The sequence below is a fragment of the Halobellus litoreus genome (genome assembly GCF_024464595.1).
In the GTDB taxonomy this organism is placed as follows: domain Archaea; phylum Halobacteriota; class Halobacteria; order Halobacteriales; family Haloferacaceae; genus Haloquadratum; species Haloquadratum litoreum.
Window position 1 is genome coordinate 1,058,996 of record NZ_JANHAW010000001.1, and the last position, 21,276, is coordinate 1,080,271.

General features: G+C 67.0%; 18 protein-coding genes. 6 read left to right on the top strand and 12 right to left on the bottom strand.

What is annotated here, in order from left to right:
• Positions 1-254: 254 nt before the first annotated feature.
• Together NO360_RS05420 and NO360_RS05425 are read right to left on the bottom strand one after the other, a co-directional pair.
• Positions 255-1,379 carry a sensor histidine kinase gene (locus NO360_RS05420; RefSeq protein ID WP_256306527.1) on the bottom strand — a complete coding sequence of 375 codons (1,125 nt, stop codon included), beginning with the start codon at positions 1,377-1,379 and terminating at the stop codon, positions 255-257.
• Positions 1,380-1,555: 176 nt separating this feature from the next.
• Positions 1,556-3,745 (bottom strand): elongation factor EF-2, encoded by a 2,190-nt coding sequence (locus tag NO360_RS05425; protein WP_256306528.1) that lies wholly within the window; start codon positions 3,743-3,745, stop codon positions 1,556-1,558.
• Between the two features lie 190 nt (positions 3,746-3,935).
• Here NO360_RS05425 and NO360_RS05430 point away from each other — a divergent pair, with 190 nt between their 5' ends.
• A complete protein-coding gene (locus NO360_RS05430; protein WP_256306529.1) occupies positions 3,936-4,700 on the top strand; it encodes a DUF5781 family protein in 765 nt (254 codons plus the stop codon).
• A 59-nt stretch (positions 4,701-4,759) separates the two neighbouring features.
• Here NO360_RS05430 and NO360_RS05435 read toward each other — a convergent pair whose 3' ends face one another.
• The 10 genes from NO360_RS05435 to NO360_RS05480 form a co-directional block, all read right to left on the bottom strand.
• Positions 4,760-5,374: a 30S ribosomal protein S7 gene (locus NO360_RS05435; RefSeq protein WP_256306530.1), complete on the bottom strand. Its 615-nt coding sequence runs from the start codon at positions 5,372-5,374 to the stop codon at positions 4,760-4,762.
• A gap of 1 nt (position 5,375) precedes the next feature.
• On the bottom strand, positions 5,376-5,804 hold the full coding sequence (locus NO360_RS05440; RefSeq protein ID WP_089768796.1) for a 30S ribosomal protein S12: 429 nt from the start codon (positions 5,802-5,804) through the stop codon (positions 5,376-5,378).
• A gap of 229 nt (positions 5,805-6,033) precedes the next feature.
• Complete coding sequence (locus NO360_RS05445; RefSeq protein WP_390282115.1) at positions 6,034-6,963, bottom strand: mechanosensitive ion channel family protein; 930 nt, start codon at positions 6,961-6,963, stop codon at positions 6,034-6,036.
• A 143-nt stretch (positions 6,964-7,106) separates the two neighbouring features.
• On the bottom strand, positions 7,107-7,529 hold the full coding sequence (locus NO360_RS05450) for a NusA-like transcription termination signal-binding factor (protein WP_256306532.1): 423 nt from the start codon (positions 7,527-7,529) through the stop codon (positions 7,107-7,109).
• Between the two features lie 3 nt (positions 7,530-7,532).
• Positions 7,533-8,768, bottom strand: a complete 1,236-nt coding sequence (gene rpoA2, locus NO360_RS05455) for a DNA-directed RNA polymerase subunit A'' (RefSeq protein ID WP_256306534.1) — start codon at positions 8,766-8,768, stop codon at positions 7,533-7,535.
• Positions 8,761-11,688 carry a DNA-directed RNA polymerase subunit A' gene (locus NO360_RS05460; protein ID WP_256306535.1) on the bottom strand — a complete coding sequence of 976 codons (2,928 nt, stop codon included), beginning with the start codon at positions 11,686-11,688 and terminating at the stop codon, positions 8,761-8,763. Before NO360_RS05460 ends, rpoA2 begins: the two co-directional genes overlap by 8 nt.
• A gap of 12 nt (positions 11,689-11,700) precedes the next feature.
• Positions 11,701-13,530 (bottom strand): DNA-directed RNA polymerase subunit B, encoded by a 1,830-nt coding sequence (gene rpoB / locus NO360_RS05465; protein WP_256306536.1) that lies wholly within the window; start codon positions 13,528-13,530, stop codon positions 11,701-11,703.
• A 3-nt stretch (positions 13,531-13,533) separates the two neighbouring features.
• Positions 13,534-15,102: a DNA-directed RNA polymerase subunit B'' gene (locus NO360_RS05470; protein WP_256306537.1), complete on the bottom strand. Its 1,569-nt coding sequence runs from the start codon at positions 15,100-15,102 to the stop codon at positions 13,534-13,536.
• The gene (locus tag NO360_RS05475; RefSeq protein WP_256306538.1) at positions 15,099-15,326 is read right to left on the bottom strand and encodes a DNA-directed RNA polymerase subunit H; all 228 of its coding nucleotides are present in this window, start codon (positions 15,324-15,326) and stop codon (positions 15,099-15,101) included. Before NO360_RS05475 ends, NO360_RS05470 begins: the two co-directional genes overlap by 4 nt.
• Positions 15,327-15,733: 407 nt before the next feature.
• Positions 15,734-17,026 carry a glucose-6-phosphate isomerase gene (locus tag NO360_RS05480; protein ID WP_256306539.1) on the bottom strand — a complete coding sequence of 431 codons (1,293 nt, stop codon included), beginning with the start codon at positions 17,024-17,026 and terminating at the stop codon, positions 15,734-15,736.
• 119 nt (positions 17,027-17,145) lie between these two features.
• Here NO360_RS05480 and NO360_RS05485 point away from each other — a divergent pair, with 119 nt between their 5' ends.
• The 5 genes from NO360_RS05485 to NO360_RS05505 all read left to right on the top strand — a co-directional run bounded on the left by NO360_RS05485 (position 17,146) and on the right by NO360_RS05505 (position 21,239).
• Positions 17,146-17,679, top strand: coding sequence for a DUF8056 family protein (locus tag NO360_RS05485; protein ID WP_256306540.1), 534 nt, complete (start codon positions 17,146-17,148; stop codon positions 17,677-17,679).
• A 70-nt stretch (positions 17,680-17,749) separates the two neighbouring features.
• The gene (locus NO360_RS05490; RefSeq protein WP_256306541.1) at positions 17,750-18,277 is read left to right on the top strand and encodes a DUF5812 family protein; all 528 of its coding nucleotides are present in this window, start codon (positions 17,750-17,752) and stop codon (positions 18,275-18,277) included.
• A gap of 101 nt (positions 18,278-18,378) precedes the next feature.
• Entirely contained in the window at positions 18,379-19,260 is an 882-nt protein-coding gene (gene secF / locus NO360_RS05495; protein ID WP_256306542.1) for a protein translocase subunit SecF, read from the top strand.
• The gene (locus NO360_RS05500) at positions 19,260-20,867 is read left to right on the top strand and encodes a preprotein translocase subunit SecD (protein ID WP_256306543.1); all 1,608 of its coding nucleotides are present in this window, start codon (positions 19,260-19,262) and stop codon (positions 20,865-20,867) included. The genes secF and NO360_RS05500 overlap by 1 nt, the downstream gene beginning before the upstream one ends.
• 147 nt (positions 20,868-21,014) lie before the next feature.
• Positions 21,015-21,239: a DUF7511 domain-containing protein gene (locus NO360_RS05505; protein WP_256306544.1), complete on the top strand. Its 225-nt coding sequence runs from the start codon at positions 21,015-21,017 to the stop codon at positions 21,237-21,239.
• Positions 21,240-21,276: the final 37 nt, after the last annotated feature.

The window sequence follows — 21,276 nt, forward strand, 5'->3', positions numbered from 1 at the left end:
ACTCCCGAACTGTTCGACGCCTCGCTCAGGTCGGCGCGGCCGACTGGATCACGTGGTGATTCGCGTCGAGAGACAGTGACTCCGAGGTCCGTTCCGGAGACAGTAGCATCTCGGTCCGTTCCAGCGCGACTGGATCGGGACCGCGAGATCGTTTCCGTACACATACCCCAACGTCAACTCCCGGACCGATATAAGCCTTCGTCGATGGCACGCGTTGCCGCCGGCGAAAGTCCGTCGGAGGCGGAGCGGTCGGGCTACGCTCGCGGCACCGACAGCGTCACCGTCGTCGAATCCTCGGTCTCCGAGAACGACAGCGACCCCCGATGGGTGTCCGCGACCGTCTTCGCGACCCACAGCCCCAACCCGCTCCCGTGCGTCAACTGCGTGATGTCGGTCTCGCCGGCGACGACGTCCCGCTCGTGCGCCGGCACCCCGTCGCCGCGGTCGGTGACCGACAGTTCAACCGCGTCGGGGAGGATCCGAACCGACGCCTCCACCGGCGGGTCGCCGTGTTCGGCGGCGTTCTCGAGGAGTTCGTCGAGCGCCGTCCGCAACCCGTCGCTGGCGCGCACCGTCCCGTCGAGATCGTCCGGGGCGTCGAACTCGAACGAGGTCTCCGGGAATCGATCGCGCGCGTGCTCGACGGCCGACTCCAGAACCGCCGCGGGGTCGGTCGGCGTGTACTCCTCGGGGCCTCGATCGCGCTCGCGGGAGATGGTCTTCGCGCCCTCCGCGAGGCTACCGACGGTGTCGGCGCTCCGTTGCAACACCGCCGCCGAGCGGCGGATCTGCGCCTCGTCGGGCACGCCGGCGACGATGTCCGCGTGGCCGGCGAGCACCTGCGCCTCGTTCCGGAGGTTGTGTCGGAGCACGCGGTTCAGAACGGCGGTCCGCCGCCGCTCGCGGGCGAGTTGCTCGGCGCGCACCCGGCGCGCGTCGTAGACGCCGATGATGACGTGCGCCGCCGCGCCGATCGCGAGCAGGTTCCCGACGGTGAACATCGAGGGGGCGATCCCCCCCGAGAGGCGGTTCTGCGCGTACGCGTGCGCGAGCATCACGCCTCCGAGGACGACGACGCCGAGGAGGTTCCAGACGGCGATTCGGGCCGCGTTGCGGTCGCTGAAGCCGCTGTAGTACAGCAGGCCGCCCACGGCGACGAGACCGATAGCGACGAGCGCGCCCACCAGACCGAGCGCGACCGAGAACGCACCGCCGCCGTCCAGCACCGGAAAGAGGTTCGGGACGAGTAACACGAGGCCCGTCACCGACACGACTGCGCTGGCGGCGACGCGGACGGGGGACGGATCGCTCGGCGTGATCGACTCTGGCGGCGAACCGAATCCGATCTGATCGAGAAGAGAGACGATTCGAGTGCGCATAGGTGCGCGCAGACCGGAGAGCCGCTTGAAAGTACTGGCCCGAGTATCGATCCGGAGAATCATCCTCGACGACGCGGGAGTCGTACGACGACGTCGGCGGGCCGACGGTCCGAAGAGTGCGGCCGTCGATTCACCGCGCGCGGCCGAGGACTCGATCCGGAGCGCGGGAGCGTGGTCTAGAACTGGTCGACCGACTGCGGCAGTTCGAGCTTCATTCCCTTGCGCTCGCGGATCTCCATAATCTTCTCGCGCTGGAGGTTATCGGAGAGCACGCGGAAGCCCGCGTTCTCGGTGTTCCACGAGGCGCGGCCCTCGGTCGCCGAGCGGATGTCCGAGGAGAAGCCGATCATCTCTTCGACGGGCGCGATGCCCTCGATGACCATCAGGTCGCCCTCCTGGAACATGTCGTCGACGCGGCCGCGGCGGCCCTGAATCTCGCCGGACGCCGAACCCATATGCTCGGAGGGAACGTCGATGCGGACGTTCTGGATGGGTTCGAGCAGTTTGATGTCGGCGTCGATGAGCGCGCGGTGAACCGCGTCCCGAACTGCAGGAATGACCTGCGCCGGACCGCGGTGGATCGTGTCCTCGTGCAGTTTCGCGTCGTGCAGGCGGAGGAGCGATCCCTGAACGGGCTCGTTGGCCAGCGGACCGTCGTCGAGGGCCTCCTCGAGCCCCTCGATGACGAGTTCCATCGTCTCGTTGAGGTGCTGGATCCCTTTCGTGTCGTCGATGAGGATGTTCGTCCCGTGGATGTGCTCGACTTCCTGGGACGTGTCCTTGTCCATTCCGGCCTCCTGCAGCGCCTCGCGGCGCTCCAGTTCCGGCATATCCATCGAGACCTCGCCGAGCTTGATCGCGTCGACGATGTCATCCGAGAGGGGTTCGACGGTGATGTAGAACTTGTTGTGTCGGTTCGGCGAGACGCCCTCGACCTCGCGGGACTGCTGCTGTGGGGCCTCGCGGAAGACGACGATCGGCTCACCGGTCTGGACCGGGATGCCCTGGTTCTTCTGGATGCGCTGGGTGATGACCTCGAGGTGCAGTTCGCCCTGCCCGCTGATGAGGTGCTCGCCCGTGTCCTCGTTGATCTCGACCCGAATGGTCGGGTCCTCCTTGGCGACCTGCTGGAGCGTCTCGATGAGCTTCGGCAGGTCGTCCATGCTCTTCGCCTCGACGGACTTCGTGATGACCGGCTCGGAGATGTGCTCGATCGACTCGAACGGCGTCATCTCGAGGGAAGAGACCGTAGAGCCGGCGATAGCGTCGCGCAGGCCGGTGACGGCCGCGATGTTCCCCGCCGGAACGCCGCGGTCGAGTTCCTCGCGTTCGCCGCCCATGAAGATCCCGACCGACTGGACGCGGTTCTTGCCCGCCGTACCGGAGACGTACAGCTCCTGGCCCTGCTTGATCGTGCCGCTGAACAGTCGCCCCGTGGCGATTTCGCCGGCGTGGGGGTCCATCGAGATGTCGGTCACCATGAAGACGACCTCGCCGTCGTCGTCGACCTCGCGCATCTGTCGCGCGAGTTCGGACTCGTCGTCGCCGCGCCAGACGCGCGGGATCCGACGGGGCTGGGCGTCGAGCGGGTTGGGGAAGTGCTCGGCGACCATGTCGAGGACGACGTCAGAGAGCGGCGACTGCTCGTGCAGTTCGAGCCGCTCGTCGTTGCGCTCCATCTCGATGATCTCGGGGAAGCCGATGCCGGTCCGAGCCATCGACGGCGCGGAGACGCCCCACTTGTACAGCGCCGAGCCGAACGCGACGGTGCCGTCCTCGACGGAGACGGTCCAGTCGTCGATGTCGTCTCGGTCCTCGGTCATTCCGCGGATGAGCTCGTTGACGTCGCCGATGACGTCCATCAGCCGTTCCTGCATCTCCTCGGGCCCCTCTTGGAGCTCGCTGATGAGGCGGTCGACCTTGTTGATGAACAGCGCGGGCTTGACGCCCTCCCGCAGGGCCTGCCGGACGACCGTCTCGGTCTGCGGCATCGCGCCCTCGACGGCGTCGACGACGACCAGTGCCCCGTCGACGGCGCGCATCGCACGCGTCACGTCGCCACCGAAGTCGACGTGGCCGGGCGTGTCGATGAGGTTGATGAGGTGGTTTTCCTCCTCGTACTCGTGGGTCATCGAGACGTTCGCCGCGTCGATGGTGATCCCGCGTTCCTGTTCGTCCTCCTCTGTGTCCATCATCAGCCGGGTCGCCTCGCCCTCGTCGGCGATCATCCCCGCCCCGGCGAGGAGGTTGTCCGTCAGCGTGGTCTTCCCGTGGTCGACGTGAGCCGCGATGGCGATGTTCCGGATCTGCTCCGGTTTGTCCATCAGTTGCTCACACTCTTGTACGATCTTCTTTCGTCGGCCCATTATACGACCCAGTACCGGTAGGAGGGTCAAAAGGGTAGTGTTTTGCCGGCCTCGAAATCGCCGGTTACGGCCGCCACTGCGCAGGTATGCTTCGGTTTGACACACGGTAAGGACGGGTCGAAAGCCGACGGACGGCGCTGCGGACGCCGGGGCAAGAGTCTTGTCCGATCACCCCTTGAGAGAGATACACATGGACCTTCGAGTACGCGGCGACGTCCCGGCCGACCCGTTTCTCGGCGCGGGCGACCTGTTCGAGACCGAGTACGACCTCGAACTGCCGGTGTACGTCGACGTCCGGACGGACCCCGACGAGCGGACCTGGGCGGCGCACTACGACGACCGCCACGTGCTGAACATCTCGCGGCAGGCGGCGACGAGCGCGATGGCCCGCGAACTTGTCGTTCACGAACTCGCGCATATGGCCCGCAACGAGGAGGGACACGCCTCACACCACCTCAAGACCGAGGAGGCGCTCTTTCTGGCGCTGTCGGGAGAGTCGGTCGAACGCCGGAAAGTCGCCCACTGCTATCAGATCGCGAACCATATGAAGGACATCTACGCCGACGACATCACCCTCTCGGTGATGCCGCCGGCGAAACTGGTCTCCTTTCTCGAATCCGAACTCGCGCGGGCGGTCGCCACGCGGCCGGATCCCGCTCCGTGGCCCGACTCCCGCCGCATCACGGCCGGATCCGATCCCGAGATCACGGCCGTCAACGCCGCCTTCGCGCTCGGCCTCGTCGAGCGCCACGACGTCGTCGGCCGGGACCACCGGATCTACGACCTCGCGCACGCCGCCGCCGACGACGCCCCGGGCGTCGACCTCGACGCGTTCAAGCGGCGGTTCCGCTCACTCGGCGACGACCCCTCCGCGAGCGACTACCGGAAGGCGCTCGTCGACGCCACGCGAGCGTACGTTGTCGGCGATTCCGGCGGGGGCGTCGCTGCCGACTGAGCGGGAGTAAAACGGGGAAAAGAGACGGCAAAAAAAATCGAACCGCGGGTGCGAACGGTCTACCGTGCCGCTTCGGCGACGCGCTCGGACTCCTCTTTCTGACCGATGGCGTACGACTGAACGTCGTAGTCGGCCGCGCCGATGAGGACCTGCGCGAGCGCCTCGTCGGCGCTCTGCGGCGACTTGTAGGAGCCGCGCTGGGTACCCTCGGCGATGAACTTCAGCGCCTGGTCGACGCGGCGCTGGGGCGCGACGTCGACGGCCTGCGGGACCGAGATGCCGCCGTACTTCAGGCGGACGGTCTCCTCTCGGGGCGCGGCGTTCTCGACCGCGCGGACGAGCACCTGCACCGGGTTCTCCTCGGTGCGCTCGTGGACGCTCTCGAAGGCCTGCTTGACGATCTTCATCGTCTTCTGCTTGTGGCCCGTGTTCTCCTCGGTCTGCATCAGGCGGTTGACGAGGCGCTCGACGATGCTGAGTTCGGACTTCTGGAACTGTTTCGAGGCGTGTCGCCCCATCGTGTGCGCGATGGGCGTGACGTTGATGTAGCGCTCCGTCGAGGGGTCCGAGTACTCGATCTCGGTGACGTCCCAGACGCCGAACAGTTGCGCGTTCGTCTCCGCTTCCTCGCTGTCGGCCGGGGCATCCGGCTCGGGGGCTTCGCTTTCGGACATCTTAGCGCACCGGTTTCTCTGCGTTGCCGCGGACCAGTTCGATCATCGAGACGCCGTTGACCTTCTCGACCTTGTAGTTCACGCCGGAGAGGTCGCCCATCGCACGACCCTTCGCGCCGCCGATACCGGCGATCGTGACCTCGTCGTGCTCGTCGATGAAGGAGATCGCGCCGTCACCGGGACAGAAGGCGGTGACCTGCTTCCCGTTCTTGATGAGCTGCACTCGGACGCACTTTCGGATGGCCGAGTTGGGCTGTTTCGCTTCGATACCGACCTTCTCGAGGACGATCCCGCGTCCCTGCGGGGCCCCCTCGAGGGGGTCGGACTTCGCGCCGAGACCGCGTTCGCGTCGCGCGTACTCCGAGTCGGACCAGCGTCGCTTCTGCCGGTCCTGCTTGAGTTTTCGCGCGGCGTATTTGCCGTTCGCCATAGTGAGCCTGAGTTCCCGGTGGAGCTACTTAAGCCTCCCTTTTCGGATCCGACGAGACGGCCGCAGGGCGGATTAGCGACCCCTAAGAACGGATCTGAGGCCGTCGTTTCGATTCCGGTTACGGTCACTCGTCGGTGGAGAGCGACTGAACGGCACGGAGAGCGTTTCGTTTCGCTCCCGGTCTCCCGACCGCTTTCGCTGGCAGCTTGCAGCGTCGGCGCGTCCCGACTCACGCCGTCGGATCGGCGTCCGTTCCCTCCGTGTTCACGCCGTCGGACTCGGTGACCGAGTCGTCGACGGCGACGTCGAGTTCGCCGCTGAGTTCGTGTCCCGAGGGCGGCCCGAGCGTCAGCCCCACCTCGTCGAAGCGGCGCTTCACGCGGCGACGGAAGTCCGAGCGAAGCGTCACGAGGTCCATATCCATCGGGTCCTCGACCCAGAAAATCGCCTGGACCCGAACCGAACTGCCCTCGAACGAGACGAGCGTCGCGGTCGGGGTCGGGTCCTCGAGAACGCGGTCGTCGGTCCCGGCCACCTCGGCGAGCTCGCGGAGCGCCAACTCCACGTCGTCGCCGTACGCGACGTCGACCGTCTCCGTGATGCGGAACTGATCCCGGCCGTACGGTCGGGTGAGCGCGTTCGCCGTCAACTCCGTGTTCGGGACGGTGATCGTCTCGTTGTTCGGCGTCCGAACGCGGGTGACGCGGAAGTCGATCTCCTCGACGACGCCCTCGCCGCCGGGCCAGGCGATCCAGTCGCCGACGTTGAAGTCGGGATCGGAGACCAGGAACAGCCCGCTGGTGAGCGAGCCGACGACGTCCTGACTCGCCGCGCCGACGACGAGTGTCAGCGCGGCGACGACGATCGAGAGGTTCGTCAGGATGGACCACAGGCCCGCGCCGGCGATCCCGACGAGCCCTGCGATCGCGACGACGAGGGCGTGTGCGTACGTCCGCGTCGCCGTCGCGATCGTGGGATTGTTCCGGTTCCGCGCGGAGACGACTCGGACGACGAGCGGGACGACGACGAGGCGGCCGAGCGAGTACGCCACCGCCGCGGCGACGACGAATCCGAGGACGCCGCGAGCCAGGTCGGCGTACGACTCGGTGACGACCCCGTCGAACAGTCCGGGCGGAACGATCTGGGTCGTCCCCGCCAGAACCGGCCCGAACAGTTCGGAGAGCACGACCGGACAGACGGGGACCGAGACAAAAAGTGTGGCGTGGAAGCGGGAGCCCGGATTCCGACCGGGGCCGGTCGACAGGAAGCGGGATCCCGGTCGGAGGCGGCAGTCGAACGCGGCTACGTCAACTGGATGTCGTCGATCTCGTGGTGCCGCTCGGCGAGCGTCCGCGCCGTCTCGATGTTCTGTCCCTCCGCGCCGATGGCGACGCCGCGGTCGGCGTCTGGCACCTCGGCGTAGGCGATCCGCTCGCCGCCCTGTTCGGAGAGCGTCACGTGTCGGACGGCCGCGGGCGCGAGCGCGCTCTCGACGAACGCGACCGGCGTGTCGGCGTCCTCGACGAGTTCCACGTCGCGGCCGATCGACTCTTCGACCGCGCGGACGTGGTCGCCGCCGGGACCGATCGCCGTGCCCATCTCGCCGGCCGCGACGAGGATGACGATCCGCTCGTCGTAAACTAAGCAGTCGCGGGCCGTCGCGCCCGTCTCGTCCTCGAAGCGGGCGATGTACTGGCGCGCGTCGTCCGACAGCGTGATCCGCATCGGTCAGTCGTCCGCGGGATCGAGTTCGACGCCGCCGTCGGCCTCGATCGATCCCATCCGGAGGTCGACGTCGCCCGTCCCGATCGAGACGGGTTTGCCGACGATGACGTTCTCGATGACGCCGTCGAGGTCGTCCTCCTCGCCGTGGACCGCCGCGTCGAGCAGGTGGTTGACCGTCACCTCGAACGCGGCGCGGGCGAGGACGGAGTCCTTCGAGCCCGAGATGCCGTGGCGACCGATCGATTCGATCTCGCCGCGGTTCGTCATGATGTCGGCGACGAGCATCAGGTGCCGGATGTTCACGTCGTCGAGACCCTGCTCGCGCAGCGTCTCCATCGTCTCGTTGATGATGGTCTCGCGGGCGGCCTCGACGCCGAGGTTGCGGTAGACCTCGTGGATGTTGTTACTCGTCGTCCGCGTCGCGTCGACGCCCTCGATCGTGAGGACGTCGCCGAAGGCCGAGCCCTCGGTGTAGAGGACGAACTCCTCGCCCTCGGTCCGCTCGTTGTCCTCCTTGCGGATGACGACGCGCGAGATGTCCTCGAGTCCCTTGAAGACGATCTCGCGCAGTTCCTCAACGAGTTGGAGCAGTCGACGGTAGCTCGGCTCGTCGGGGCCGAACTCGATGAGCGTCTCCGAGCGACGCGTGCTGACGCCGAGGGAGTCCTCGATCGTCTCGGCGATCTCTTGGGCGACGGTGTCGACGCTGTCGACGGTCGGCCAGCGCTCCTCGAGCGTCTCCTCGTTGAGGTCGACCTGCACGACCATATCCGCGACGTTCGTCGAAATGTCCCCGAGCGCGAGGATCTTCGTCGCCTCCATCTGCCAGACGACCTCGTGGGCGCGCTCGCGGTTCTCGGCGTACTCGTCTTCGAGGTGGACCGTCATCATCGGCGTGTCGGGCGTCTTCCGCGCGTCGACCAGTTCGATGAGTCGCGGCAGCCCCTGCGTGACGTCGATCTCGGCGACGCCCGCGTAGTGGAACGTGTTCATCGTCATCTGCGTTCCGGGCTCGCCGATCGACTGCGCGGAGACGGTCCCGACGGGATCGTGGGCCTCGACGCGGGAGTCCTCGTAGCGCGAGGAGATCGCCTGTGCGATCTCCTCGGCCTGTTCGAGTTCGACCCCGCCGCGGTCCTCGATCGTCTCGTAGATTCGGTGCCGGAGGCTCTCGGGCAGGTTGTGGTCCCGCACGATGGCCTCGATGTCGTCGGTGACGTACTCGTACTCCTCAGTCATCTGACTCCACCCCCAGGTTCCGCGCCTTGTCCAGTCCGGGACCGGCGTACTCGGAGATGTTCGTCGGCTGTTCCTGCCGCCCGAGGAACCGCTCTTTCTCTTCCTCGGAACTGAACTCCGCGTCCAGAATCCGGTCGGCGACGTTCTCGACGTCGATCGGGTTGTCCTCCGAGGAGGAGACCTTCACGGGCGAGGTGCCGTCCTCGCCGAACTCGAACTGGACGACCGTCCCCGACGTGTCGCGGACGGTGCCGTCGTACTGCGCCTCAAGTTCCGAGAGCGCGTTGATCAGCCGACGCTGCAGGTACCCGGACTTCGACGTCCGAACCGCGGTGTCGACCAGGCCCTCGCGGCCGCCCATCGCGTGGAAGAAGAACTCCCGCGGGGTGAGGCCGCCGCGGTAACTGTTCTCGACGAACCCGTGCGCCTCCGCCGAGAGGTCGTTCGGCTGGTAGTGGCTGAGGGTCCGCCCCTCGTAGCCGCGGTTGATCCGCTCGCCGCGAACCGCCTGCTGGCCGACGCAGCCGGCCATCTGCGTGAGGTTCAGCATCGACCCACGCGCGCCGGATCGAGCCATCACGACCGCCGGGTTGTCGTCCTGGAAGTGGTCCTCCGCGATCTCGCCGGCGGAGTCGCGCGCCTTGCCGAGCTGCTGCATAATCTTCATCTCCAGGGTCTCGTCGACCGTCCGACCCGGCAGCGACTCGAGCTCGCCGGCCTCGTAGATCTCGATGAGCTCCTGGACGCGGTCGTAGGCGTTGCCGATCGCCTCGTCGACCTGCTCGTTGGCCTCGCCCGGGATCGACTCGTCGTCGATCCCGATCGAGAACCCGAAGTGCATGATCGCGCGCATCGCCAGCGAGGCGACCTCGTTGACGAACACGCGCGCCCGGGTCTTCGAGTGCACCTTCGCCAGGGTGTCGACGACCTCGCCGCCGAACGCGCCGACGGCGTCCTCGTCGATGGTGCCCGAGATCAGCTGGCCGTCCTCGATCACGACCTCGTCACCCGCCGAGGAGGTGAAAGAGAGGTTCAGGTCCTCGGGGAGGAGTTCGCTGAAGAGCTGTCGCCCGGTCCAGTACGGTTGGCCGGTCTCGTCCTCGCCGGCCGGCTCCGGCAGGGTGTCGATGCTCGTCGCCCGAAGCAGGTCGAGCGCCTGCGTCTCGGTGAACTCCGGATTGCCGTTGGTGAGGAGGTAGGTACCCGAGATGTGGTCCTGGATCGCGCCGATGATGTTCTCGCCGAAGCGCGGGCTCAGGAGCTGCTCCTGCACGCGCATCAGGACGCGGGCCTCCGCCCGCGACTCCTCCGTCTGCAGGGCGTGCATGTTCATCTCGTCGCCGTCGAAGTCGGCGTTGTACGGCGGACAGACGACGGTGTTGAGCCGGAACGTCTTGTACGGCATCACCACGACCTCGTGCGCCATAATCGACATCCGGTGCAGCGACGGCTGGCGGTTGAAGATCACGATGTCGCCGTCGATGAGGTGTCGGTTGACCTCCCAGCCGGCGTCGATCTTCTCGGCGAGTTCCTCGCAGTTCTTCTCGGTGACCTTCAGGCGACGCCCGTCGGGGCGCTTGACGTAGTTCGCGCCGGGGTGACCCTCCGGACCGTTCTGGACGTACTGCTTGGCCCGGCCGAGGTTCCGCTCGGAGACGTTCATCGTCTGCGTCATCTCGCGGGCGACGCGCTCGGGGACGCCGACCTCGTTGAGCGAGAGCGTCGGGTCCGGCGAGATGACGGTCCGCGCGGAGAAGTTCACGCGCTTCCCGGACAGCGAACCGCGGAAGCGACCCTCCTTGCCCTTCAGTCGCTGGCTGAGCGTCTTCAGCGGACGGCCGGAGCGGTGTCGCGCCGGCGGCGTTCCCGAGATCTCGTTGTCGACGAACGTGGTGACGTGGTACTGCAGCAGTTCCCAGAGGTCCTCGATGATCAGCTGCGGCGCGCCGGCCTCGCGGTTCTCCATGAACCGCTGGTTGATGCGGATGATGTCGACCAGCTTGTGCGTCAGGTCGTCCTCGGAGCGCTGGCCGTTGTCCAGCGTGATCGACGGCCGCGCGGTGACCGGCGGGACCGGGAGCACGGTGAGGATCATCCACTCGGGGCGCGACCGCGAGGGGTCGATCCCGAGCGTCTCGATGTCCTCGTCGGGGATGTCCTCGAACCAGTCGCGGATGTCCGAGGGCATGAGCTTGTTCATGTCCTCCTCGGTTAGGTCGACATCGAGCGCCTTCTCCAGCTTCTTCCGGTCCTCGCCGACCGGACGGAACTCGCCGGAGAGGATGTCGTTGACGCGACCGAGGTCGAGCCCGGACTCCTCGGCGAGTTCGCTCGGCGACATCCCGCCGTCGTCCTCGTCGGGGTCCGGCTGCATCGCCGAGGCGATGCGCTCGGAGTAATCGCCCGCGAGAACGTCCTGGACCTCGTAGTAGGTGGTCGGCTTCTCGTGTTTGATGTCGTGCTGCGGCGCGCCGCAGTGCGGACAGCGGCTGGCCTTCCGAGCCTGCCGGACCGCGGACTTGAGGACGTCCGTCCAGTCCTCGCCGAGTTCCTCGTTGCGCTGGAGTCCCTCGCGGAACTCGTCCTGTTCCTCGGCCGTCAGCGAGAGGCGGCCGCACTCCCGACAGGTCGACCGGAGCAGCCGTCGGATGAGTTTCGTGAAGCCGACGTGGATGACGGGCGCGGCCAGTTCGATGTGACCGAAGTGCCCGTTACAGGAACCCGAGTGCGACCCGCAGGTCCGACACTCGAGGCCGGGGTCGATGACCCCGAGGCGGGGGTCCATCAGCCCCATATCGATTGGGTAACCGTCGTCGTCGTACGTGTCCGCGGTGATGATCTTCGTCGCGGACATGTCTCGGTACGTCTCCGGGTCCATCAGCCCGAACTGGATGGCACCGATCTCTTTGGGTGTCTGCATTGACATTGTTGGTTAGACTGCGTCTTCGAGGTCCAGGCGTGGTCGGATGCCGAGCGCGATCATCTCGTCGAGGAGCAGCTTGAACGCGTAGCTGATCTCGATCTCGTGGATGTCGTCCTCGTCGCCGGTGACAGGGTCGTAGATGCGGCGCTGGCCGCGGTCCTCGACGGCGACCATCCCGGTGTCGGCAGAGATGTAGACCGTCTCCTTGTCCGAGGAGTCGAGAAGCCGCTCCTGCAGCACCATCGCGGCCCCGTGGCCGATGACGGTGTCGCGCTCCATCTCGCCCAGTCGGAGGCCGCCCTCGCGGGCGCGCCCCTCGGTGGGTTGGCGGGTAAGCACCTGCACCGGCCCGCGAGAGCGGGCGTGCAGCTTGTTGCTCACCATATGGTAGAGCTTGTGGTAGAAGATCGTCCCCACGAAGATCTCGGCCTCGATCTTCTCGCCGGTGACGCCGGAGTACATAACCTCCTTGCCGGAGGACTTGAACCCGTGGTCTTCGAGCGCGCCGCGGAGTTCGTCCTCGGACTCTCCCTGGAAGGCGGTCCCGTCGACGCGTCGACCTTCGAGCGCGCCGACCTTCCCGCCGAGCATCTCCAGCACGTGGCCGACCGTCATCCGCGACGGCAGCGCGTGCGGGTTCAACACGAGGTCGGGCACGACGCCCTGCTCGGTGAAGGGCATATCCTCCTGAGGGGCCAGGTGCCCGACGACGCCCTTCTGGCCGTGCCGGGACGCGAACTTGTCGCCGAGTTCCGGGATCCGCTGGTCGCGGACGGAGACCTTCGCGAGCTTCGAGCCGTCCTCGCCCTCCATCAGGGTGACCGTGTCGACGACGCCGGATTCGCCCGAGCGCATCGTGACGGAGGTCTCGCGTCGCTTCTGCGGCGAGAGCCCGCCCATATCGTCGGGCTCTTCGAGGAATCTCGGGGGAGAGGTCTTCCCGAGGAGCACGGAGTTCTCGTCGACTCGAGTCTCGGGATTGACGAGGCCGTCCTCGTCGAGGTGCGTGTACGCGTCTTCCCCGCGCGCACCGCGGACGTCCTGACTCGGGACCTCGAAGCGGTCCTCCTGACCGCCGGGATAGCGTCGTTCCTCGCCCTCGTAGGTCCGGAAGAAGTGCGAGCGGGCCATCGCCCGGTCGACCGAACCCTGGTTCATCACGAGCGCGTCCTCGATGTTGAACCCCTCGTAGCTCATCACGGCGACGACGAAGTTCTGCGCCGCCGGCCGCTCGTCGAACCCGATCTGTTCTGTGGTCTGGGTCTTGACCATCGACAGCTGCGGGTAGTGGAGGAGGTGCTGTCGCGTGTCGGGGCGGATGCGGTAGTTCGCCGCGGGCAGCCCCAGCGACTGCTTCATCATCCCCGCGCCCATCGTAATGCGCGGCGAGGCGTTGTGCTCCGGATAGGGAATCATCCCCGCGCCGATCCCGAAGATGAGCTGCGGGTCGATCTCGAGGTGCGTGTGATCCTCGTCGATCTCGTCCTCGTCGACGGCGACGTAGATGTCCTCTTCCTCCTCGGCGTCGATGAACTCGACGTAGCCGCGCTCGACGAGGTCCTCGAACTCCAGGGACCCCTCTTTGACCGCCTCGATCTCCTCGTCGCCGAGGAGCGGTTCGCCGTTCTCGACGACGATGAGCGGCCGGCGCGCGCGGCCGGCGTCGGCGTTGACGATGACCTCGCGGGTGCGCTCTTTCACCGAGACGTTCACCATCTCGCTGACGTCGCCGCGGCGACGGGCCTCTCGGATCTGTTCTGCGAGCTGTTCGGGGTCGGGGTGCGTCCCGACCAGACTGCCGTTGACGTAGACTTTCGCCTCTCGTTGTGCCTGAGCCATTTTCTAGTCGTCCGCGGGTGTGCCGGCCGCCGGTCCCTCGATGCCGGGGATTCCTTCGACGCCCATCGACGCCAGTTCGCGCTTGAGCGACTGTTCGTCCTCGATGTTCTGTGAGAGCTCCATCGCCTGCGCGAAGTTCTTCACGAGTCCACAGTTCGGTCCCTCGGGGGTCTCGGAGGGACAGATGCGACCCCACTGGGTCGCGTGCAGGTCGCGCGCCTCGAAGTGCGGCTGGCTCCGCGAGAGCGGGCTACGGAGCCGACGCAGGTGCGAGAGCACGCCCATGTAGTCCGTCCGGTCGACGAGCTGTGAGACGCCGGAGCGACCGCCGACCCAGTTCCCCGTCGCGATCGGGTGTTCGAGCCGTTCGGTGAGCACGTCGGAGCGGACCACGGTGCTGACGGTGAGGTCCCGGTTCCGCATATTCGCCCGTTCGAGCTGGTACTTCACGTCGCGTGCGAGCTTGTTCAGCGCGGTCCGGAACAGGTCCTTCATCAGGTCGCCGGAGACCTTCAGCCGCTTGTTGGCGTAGTGGTCCTTGTCGTCGGACTCGCGGCGGTTCAGCGCGAGTTCGAAACACGCCTCGGCCATCCGACAGAGGTAGTAGGCCTTGTTGATGCGGACGTCCTCGTCCTCGACGCCGTCCTCGTGGAGGTGCGGCAGCAGGTAGCGGTCGATGACGTAGTTCGCCCGTTTCAGCTGGTAGTTCTTGCCCTGGCCGCCGGCGACGCGCTCGCCGAGGGTCTCGATCGCGGCCTGCTCGGTCTGGACGTCGGCCTCCTCCAGGTTTTCGAGCATGAACTTCACGATCTCGGGGTCGTCGGAGACGCGGTGGACGATCTCCTCGTCGGATTCGAGGCCCAGCGCGCGGACGAGCGTCACGAAGTTGACGCTGCCGGAAACGGAGGGGAACGAGACTTCGAGCAGCCCCTCCCGGTTGCGCTCACAGAGGACGAGCGCGCGGTAGCCACGTCGCTGCGAGAACGTCTTCGCGACCTGGATTTCGTCGCCGTATTTCGAGTCGTACTCCGCGAGGATCTTGTTCGGTGCGAGGTCCTCGCTCGTCATCAGCACCCGCTCGGAGCCGTTGACGATGAAGTAGCCGCCGGGGTCGACGGGGTCCTCGCCGATCTCGACGAGGTCCTCGTCGGAGAGCCCGTCGATGTTGCACTTCGAGGAGCCGACCATAATGGGCATCCGACCCACCTTCGTCTCGGTCGTGTCGACGACCATCTCCTCTTCCTCCTCGCCGCCGCGGACGATGGACATCTCCATAAACACCGGCGCGGCGTAGGTGATGTTCCGGAGACGGGCCTCCTGCGGGAACAGCAGTTCCTCGGAGCCGTCGGCCTCGCGGACGCGCGGCGTCTCGATGCGGACGTCGCCGAGTTCGACGAAGACGGGCTCTTCGCCCTCCTTGTCGCCGATGTCGGTCTCGATCCGTTCCTTCTCGGTGACGACGTCCTGCATCCCCCGCTCGAGGAAGTTGTTGAACGAGCGGAAGTGGTGTTCTGCGAGCCGTTCCTCGGAGAAGTACTCTCGCGAAACTGCGCGTCGGTCCTGTCGGTTCATTCGATCACCAGTCGGTACGATACCGCTTTGTCTGTGGTTCGGGAGTCGCGGACGATCTTGACGACGTCACCGACCTCGGCGTCGTCGGGCAGCGCCGGGTCCTTCCGCTTGATCTTCGGAAGCTCCGCGCGCTTGACCTCGTACTCCGTCAGCATCGATTCGACCTCATCCTCGTCGATGAGCGTGTGCTCTGGGACGAGCTCGTGTTGGCTTACGTCTACCATATCTGGGTGTGCTGGGTGTTGATTGGGGAAGAAGTTGTCACGGGATACTACAGGCCGGTTCGGATGGGAGCCATTTAACCCTTGCCAACTCCGGGTCGGATAAGCGCGGCTCACCATCACGAGTACCCCCAGCACTCGTGTTGCGTTGACACACGTGATTCCCCGATAAAGGTGTTGCGGCGAGCGGGGGCGAGCGTCCCGGTTTCGACGAGGGTTTATTACCCGGGACGAGGCCAGCAGCCCCGTGATCTGACAGCGACCTCGCGCCGTGTCGCGGTTGCTCGGCACAGCGGCGCGGGAACAGGGATACCGCACGACAGCGGGGTGTCCCAGAGCGCGTGCCGACTGTTCGCCAGACAACGGTACGTCAGCGTCGACACGTCAGCCGCCCAGTCGTCGTCCGCGAGCTATTCGACGACGAGGCTCGTCCGCTCGTCGACGGCCTCCGCCTCCTCGAAGTCGCCGCCGCCCAGCAGGCCGCGGGCCGCCTTCTTCCCCCACTCGACGGCCGGCTGCGTGAACGTCGAAACCGCCGCGAGCTCGCCGTACAGGACGCACGCGGCTTCCATCTCGTAGAGCAGCGAGCCGAGGCTGTACTCGTCGACGGCGTCGATCTCGACGCGGATCGCCGGGACGCCCGACTCGACGAGGCTGGCCTCCGTCGCCTCGAACTCGGCGTCGAGCAGGTCGCCGAGCGAGGACCCGCCGAGGTACGACAGCCCGTCGAGGTCGGTCTCGGGGATCGGCCGGTCCGAGTAGTTGCGCGGCCGAACGAGCGTCACGAGTTTGTCGCGGGGGCCGGCCCGGTACAGTTGCAACTGCGAGTGCTGATCCGTGGCGCCGAGCGCCCGAGCGGGCGTCTGGCCGAGGCCGTCCTTCCCGAGGCTCTCCGCCCAGAGCTGCGCGAACCACTCGGCGAACGTCTCCAGGCGCTCGGCGTACGGCATCATCGCGTTCGTGAGCGCGCCCCGGCCCGCGAGCGCGTACGTCGTCGCGCCGTAGGCGTACGCCGGCGTCTCGAACAGCGATCCGGAGAGGCCGTCGGCGGCGTCCGCCGCGCCCGTTCGGATCGCCTCCAGGTCGTGGCCCTGGATCGCCGCCACCGCCAGGCCGACCGTCGAGAGCGCCGAGAACCGGCCGGGGACGCCGTCCGGGACCGACAGCGAGGGGAGATCGTGCGTCGTCGCGAGCGACCTGAGGTTCCCGGACTCGCCGGTCGTCACGAACGTCCGCTCGGTCCAGTCGACGCCGGCGTCGGTCATCGCCTCGCGGACGACGAGGAAGTTCGCGAGCGTCTCCGCCGTCGTCCCCGACCGGGAGACGACGTTGACGACTGTCCGGTCGAGCGGGAGCGAGTCGAGCAGTCGCGAGACGTGCGCGGGATCGACGTTGTCGAGGAAGTACGCCTCGGGGTCGTCGGGGCCGGCGAGGGCGTCGGCGAACGTCGCCGCACCGAGGGCGCTCCCGCCGATGCCGACCGTGAGCACCGCCTCCGCGTCCTCGAACGGAGCGACCGCGGCGCGGATCGCGTCCAGATCGACCGTGGAGGGGAGGTTCAGCGCCTCGTAGCCGTGTTCGTGAGCGTCGCGGCCGGCTTCGATCCGCTCGTGAGCGGCCGCTATCTGGTCGTCCAGCCGCTCCAGCGACTCCCGGGAGACGCCGGGCGTCGCGTCGAGTGAACTGCCGAGATCGACGTGCATACCTCGCTAACGACGGTCCGCGACGAAAAAGCGGTCGGTCTATGGATCGAGGTGCGCAGACCCGAGGCCCACAGCCAGCGACCGGTTCGTTCAAACCGTCTCGCGTCCAACTCCAATCGATGGCATCCGGCTACGACGGCGTCTTCGGCGCGTTCCCGTACGCGTTCCGCTCCAGCGAGTCGCGGCTGTTCAAACTGTACGTCGTGGCGAGCGCGCTCGCCATCGGACTCATCGCGCTGTTCGTCGGCATCGCGGTCGTCGTGCTGATCGGTCAGACGGCCGCCGTGCAGGGCGGCTCGCTCACGCTGTCGCGTGCGTTCTACATCGTTGTCGGACTGCTGGTCGTGTTGCCGGCGATCGCGCCGGTCCTGATCGTCGCCCGTCGCCGTCGACGGGAGGTGGCGTCCTCGTCGCGTCACGAGGCGGCGCTCGCGGCCGCCGGGTTCGTCTTCCTCCTCTCGCTGTATCTCGGCCTGGTCGCGTCGATGCCGGAGACGTTCGTGCTCGACGGAGAGACGGTGACGCGCCCGCAACCGAGCGGCCTCCTCGGACCGCTGATCGCGGGCTTGTACGCGATCCCGCCCCTGTTCTCGTGGACAGTTCCGCTCGTCGGAGCGCTGCTGGTCGGCCTGGCGCACCGGCTCTTCCGGTGAACGGGCGTCCTCGCGAGCGGCGCGTTCGCCGACGAAACCCGCAAGTGCGCTGACCGACTACGGCGCGCCAATGACTGATGCCGATCACGACGCCGACGGGCCGGACGAAGCGAGCGCCGCCAGCGACGAGAGCGAGCGGGTCGAAGGGACGTTTCTCGTGACCGCCGCCGAAGCGGATTCGGCGGTGCTCAAGGACGTCGAGAGCGGGCAGGTTCACACGCTCTCTTCGAACCCCGGTGTCGAGTGCGACGACGTCGTCGAGGGCGTCGTCGCCCCCGATCCGCCGCTGAACGTCTCGTATCAGCTCGTGGAGACGCACTCGCGCCGCTCGCTGTCGGTCGAGCGGAGCGACGAACCGCCGACGGCGCACTCGAAAGAACTCGCCGCAACGCAGGACGTGGGCGGTCTCACCCGCGAGGAGCGCGCCGGAACCGGTGAAATTCACGTGATCACGGTCCCGGAAGACGGCACTCGGACAGCCGTCGACGACGTGCTCGAAGACGAGGAACAGTTGCGCTCGCGAGCGGCACGGCTCGGCGTAAACCGGGTCGAGATTCGCTCGTCACCGGGTGTGCTCTCGGTTCGGTATATGCCGTAGGACAGCAGTTCGATGCCCGTGCACGCGAAGCCGGGTTGGGAGGTCACCGCGCATAGCCGAGCATAAGAAGGCTTATTCGGCGCGGCTCTCCACCGGAATCTATGGTCGAGTTTACGGTACCGGAAGTCGATTACACCCGGTACACGAACCGCCAGCTCGCGGCGATCCCGCTCGCCGTGCTGGCGGTCGCGCTCCTCATCATCGCGGGCTGGTTCGTGATGACCGGTTCACCGGTGAACCAGGGCATCGCGTTCACCGGCGGAACGGAAGTACAGGTCGCCATCGACGGACCGCAGGGAGAGGCCGAACAGCAGATCCGCGCCGCGTTCTCCGCGGAGCCGGAGTCGATCAGATCGGTCCCGGCACAGAGCGTCTACGTCGTGACGTTCCAGTCCGAAACGGGATCCGTCGGGGCGACGGAGTTGGAGCAACAGGCCGAAGCCGCCGGACTCGACGTCCGGTCGATATCGACCGTCTCAGCCAGCTTCGGGGGCGATACGCAGACCCTCGCACTCGGCGGGCTCGCAGTCGCGTTCCTCGGGATGAGCGTGCTCGTCTTCGCGATGTTCCGCGTGTTCGTCCCATCGATCGCCGTCGTCATCTCGGCGTTCTCGGACATTATGATTCCGCTGGCGTTGATGAACGTGCTCGGGATCGAACTGTCCCTGGGAACCGTCGCGGCGCTGCTGATGCTCATCGGGTACTCCGTCGACTCGGACATCCTCCTGAACAACCACATCCTCCGCCGCTCGGGTGACTTCTACGAGTCGACGTACCGGGCGATGCGGACCGGCGTGACGATGACGCTGACGTCGATCGTCGCGATGGTCGTGATGACGATCACGGCGACGCTGTTCGGCATCCAGCTCCTGGCGGCGATCGGAACGGTGCTCGTCTTCGGACTCGCGACCGACCTTATGAACACCTATATGTTGAATCTGAGTCTGCTTCGCTGGTACAAGTTCGAGGGGGTGAACCGCTGATGGTCGACGTCCGCGACAACTGGCGGGTGTTCCTCCTCGTGATCTTCCTGCTCATCTCCGCGTTCGCGCTCTTCTCGCCGACGCTGGCCGCAGACGACGGCGGCGAGGGCGGCAACGTCGCGGGCGGGAGCAACGTGACCAACCTCCAGTACGGACTGGAGCTCTCCGGCGGGACGCGCGTCAGAGCGCCGCTCGTCGGCGTCACCGCCGAGGGCGTCGACTTCGTCGGCGACGAACCACGGACGGTCGAACAGAACGTCGCTTCCGAGCTCGAAAACGCGAGTCCGGCCGACGTCATCGCCCGTGCAGAGGCCCGACCCGGCGGGCAATCGACCGCACAGCCCCAGTCGAGCCCTGGCAACACCGTCGAGGTGACTGCCGAGGGAATCGCGACCGACGACCTCGCTGCCGCCCTCGACGCCGCCGAGTACGACCACGAGACGGTCCGAACGGGCGTCACGGAGACGACGCGGGAAGAGGTCGTCCGGATCCTCCAGAACAAGATCAACGAGGCCGGGCTCTCCGGCGGGACGGTCCAGCAGGTGACGACCGCACAGGGCGACAACTACGTCCTCGTCGAGGTGCCGAATCAGGACGCCTCGTCGGTCCGCGACCTCGTCGGCGAGCGCGGGACCGTCGTGATCGAGGCGTACTATCCCACCGAAAACGGCAGCAGTTACGCCCGCGACGTCGTCCTCCAGCAGGAGGACTTCCAGAGCATCGGGACCGCCCAGGAGAGCGACGCCGGGGGCGCGTACGTCCCGGTGACGGTCTCTGAGTCCGTCGCGCCGGATTTCCAGACGGCGATGCAGGACACCGGACTCGCACAGCCCGGCGGGACGCGATGTACGTATCAGGCCGACACCGAGAGCACGGAGCCGTGTCTCCTCCTCGTCGTCAACGGCGAGGTGACGAACGCCTTCGGGATGAGCCCCGGACTGGCCGATAGTATGCGAAGCGGCGAGTGGGCGGGCAACCCCGTCTTCCAGCTGCAGACCACGAACGTCTCGGAGGCCCAGGAGGTCTCGATCAACCTCCGCGCCGGTGCCCTCCCGGCGCAGCTTGACTTCTCCCGTGAGAGCGGCGGAACGACCTCCTACATCTCCCCCTCGCAGGGTGCGGACTTCCGGTTCAACTCGCTCCTGACGGGGATCATCGCCGTCCTCGCGGTCAGCGGCACGGTCTTCGCCCGCTACAGGGACGTTCGCGTCGCCGCGCCGATGGTCGTGACCGCGCTCTCGGAGGTCGTCATCCTCCTCGGGTTCGCGGCCGGGATCGGCTACCCGCTGGACCTGTCGGTCATCGCCGGCTTCATCGCCGTCATCGGGACCGGCGTGGACGACCTCATCATCATCGCCGACGAGGTGATGGCCGAGGGGCAGATCGACTCCAGACGCGTCTTCCAGTCGCGCTTCAGGAAGGCGTTCTGGGTGATCGGCGCGGCGGCCGCAACGACGATCATCGCGATGTCGCCGCTGGCGATCCTCTCGCTCGGGGACCTGCAGGGCTTCGCCATCTTCACCATCCTCGGCGTCCTCGTCGGGGTGCTCATCACCCGGCCGGCGTACGGTGACATCCTCCGGTCGCTGACGACGGTCGACCGGTAGGACCCGGGGTCGACCTCGCGCGACCGCGAATCCCACCCTACAGGAATAGGCGACTGTTTAAATACGATACCGCGACAACGTCGAGGTGTACCGGGCGACGACCGAAGCCGCCCCGCCGTCGGAACACGGCGGACGACGAGACTCACGATGGCCACCGATACAAACCTCCCCACCGACGCCCCGCACGCCGACGCTGACGCGCCGCACGTCGGCGACGCCCGCGAGCAGGTCCTCCTCGCGCGGGTCGAGGAGTACGACGACGACCCCGACGAGTGCACGATCTATCCGGCGAACGCGACCGCGACGGAGCTCCCGACGACGTGGGTCACCGCCGAAGAGGGGTCCTTCGTCTCGCTGGACGAGATGCGCTGATCGGCGGTCGTCGCTCCTCTGTCCTCCCGGAAGCCGT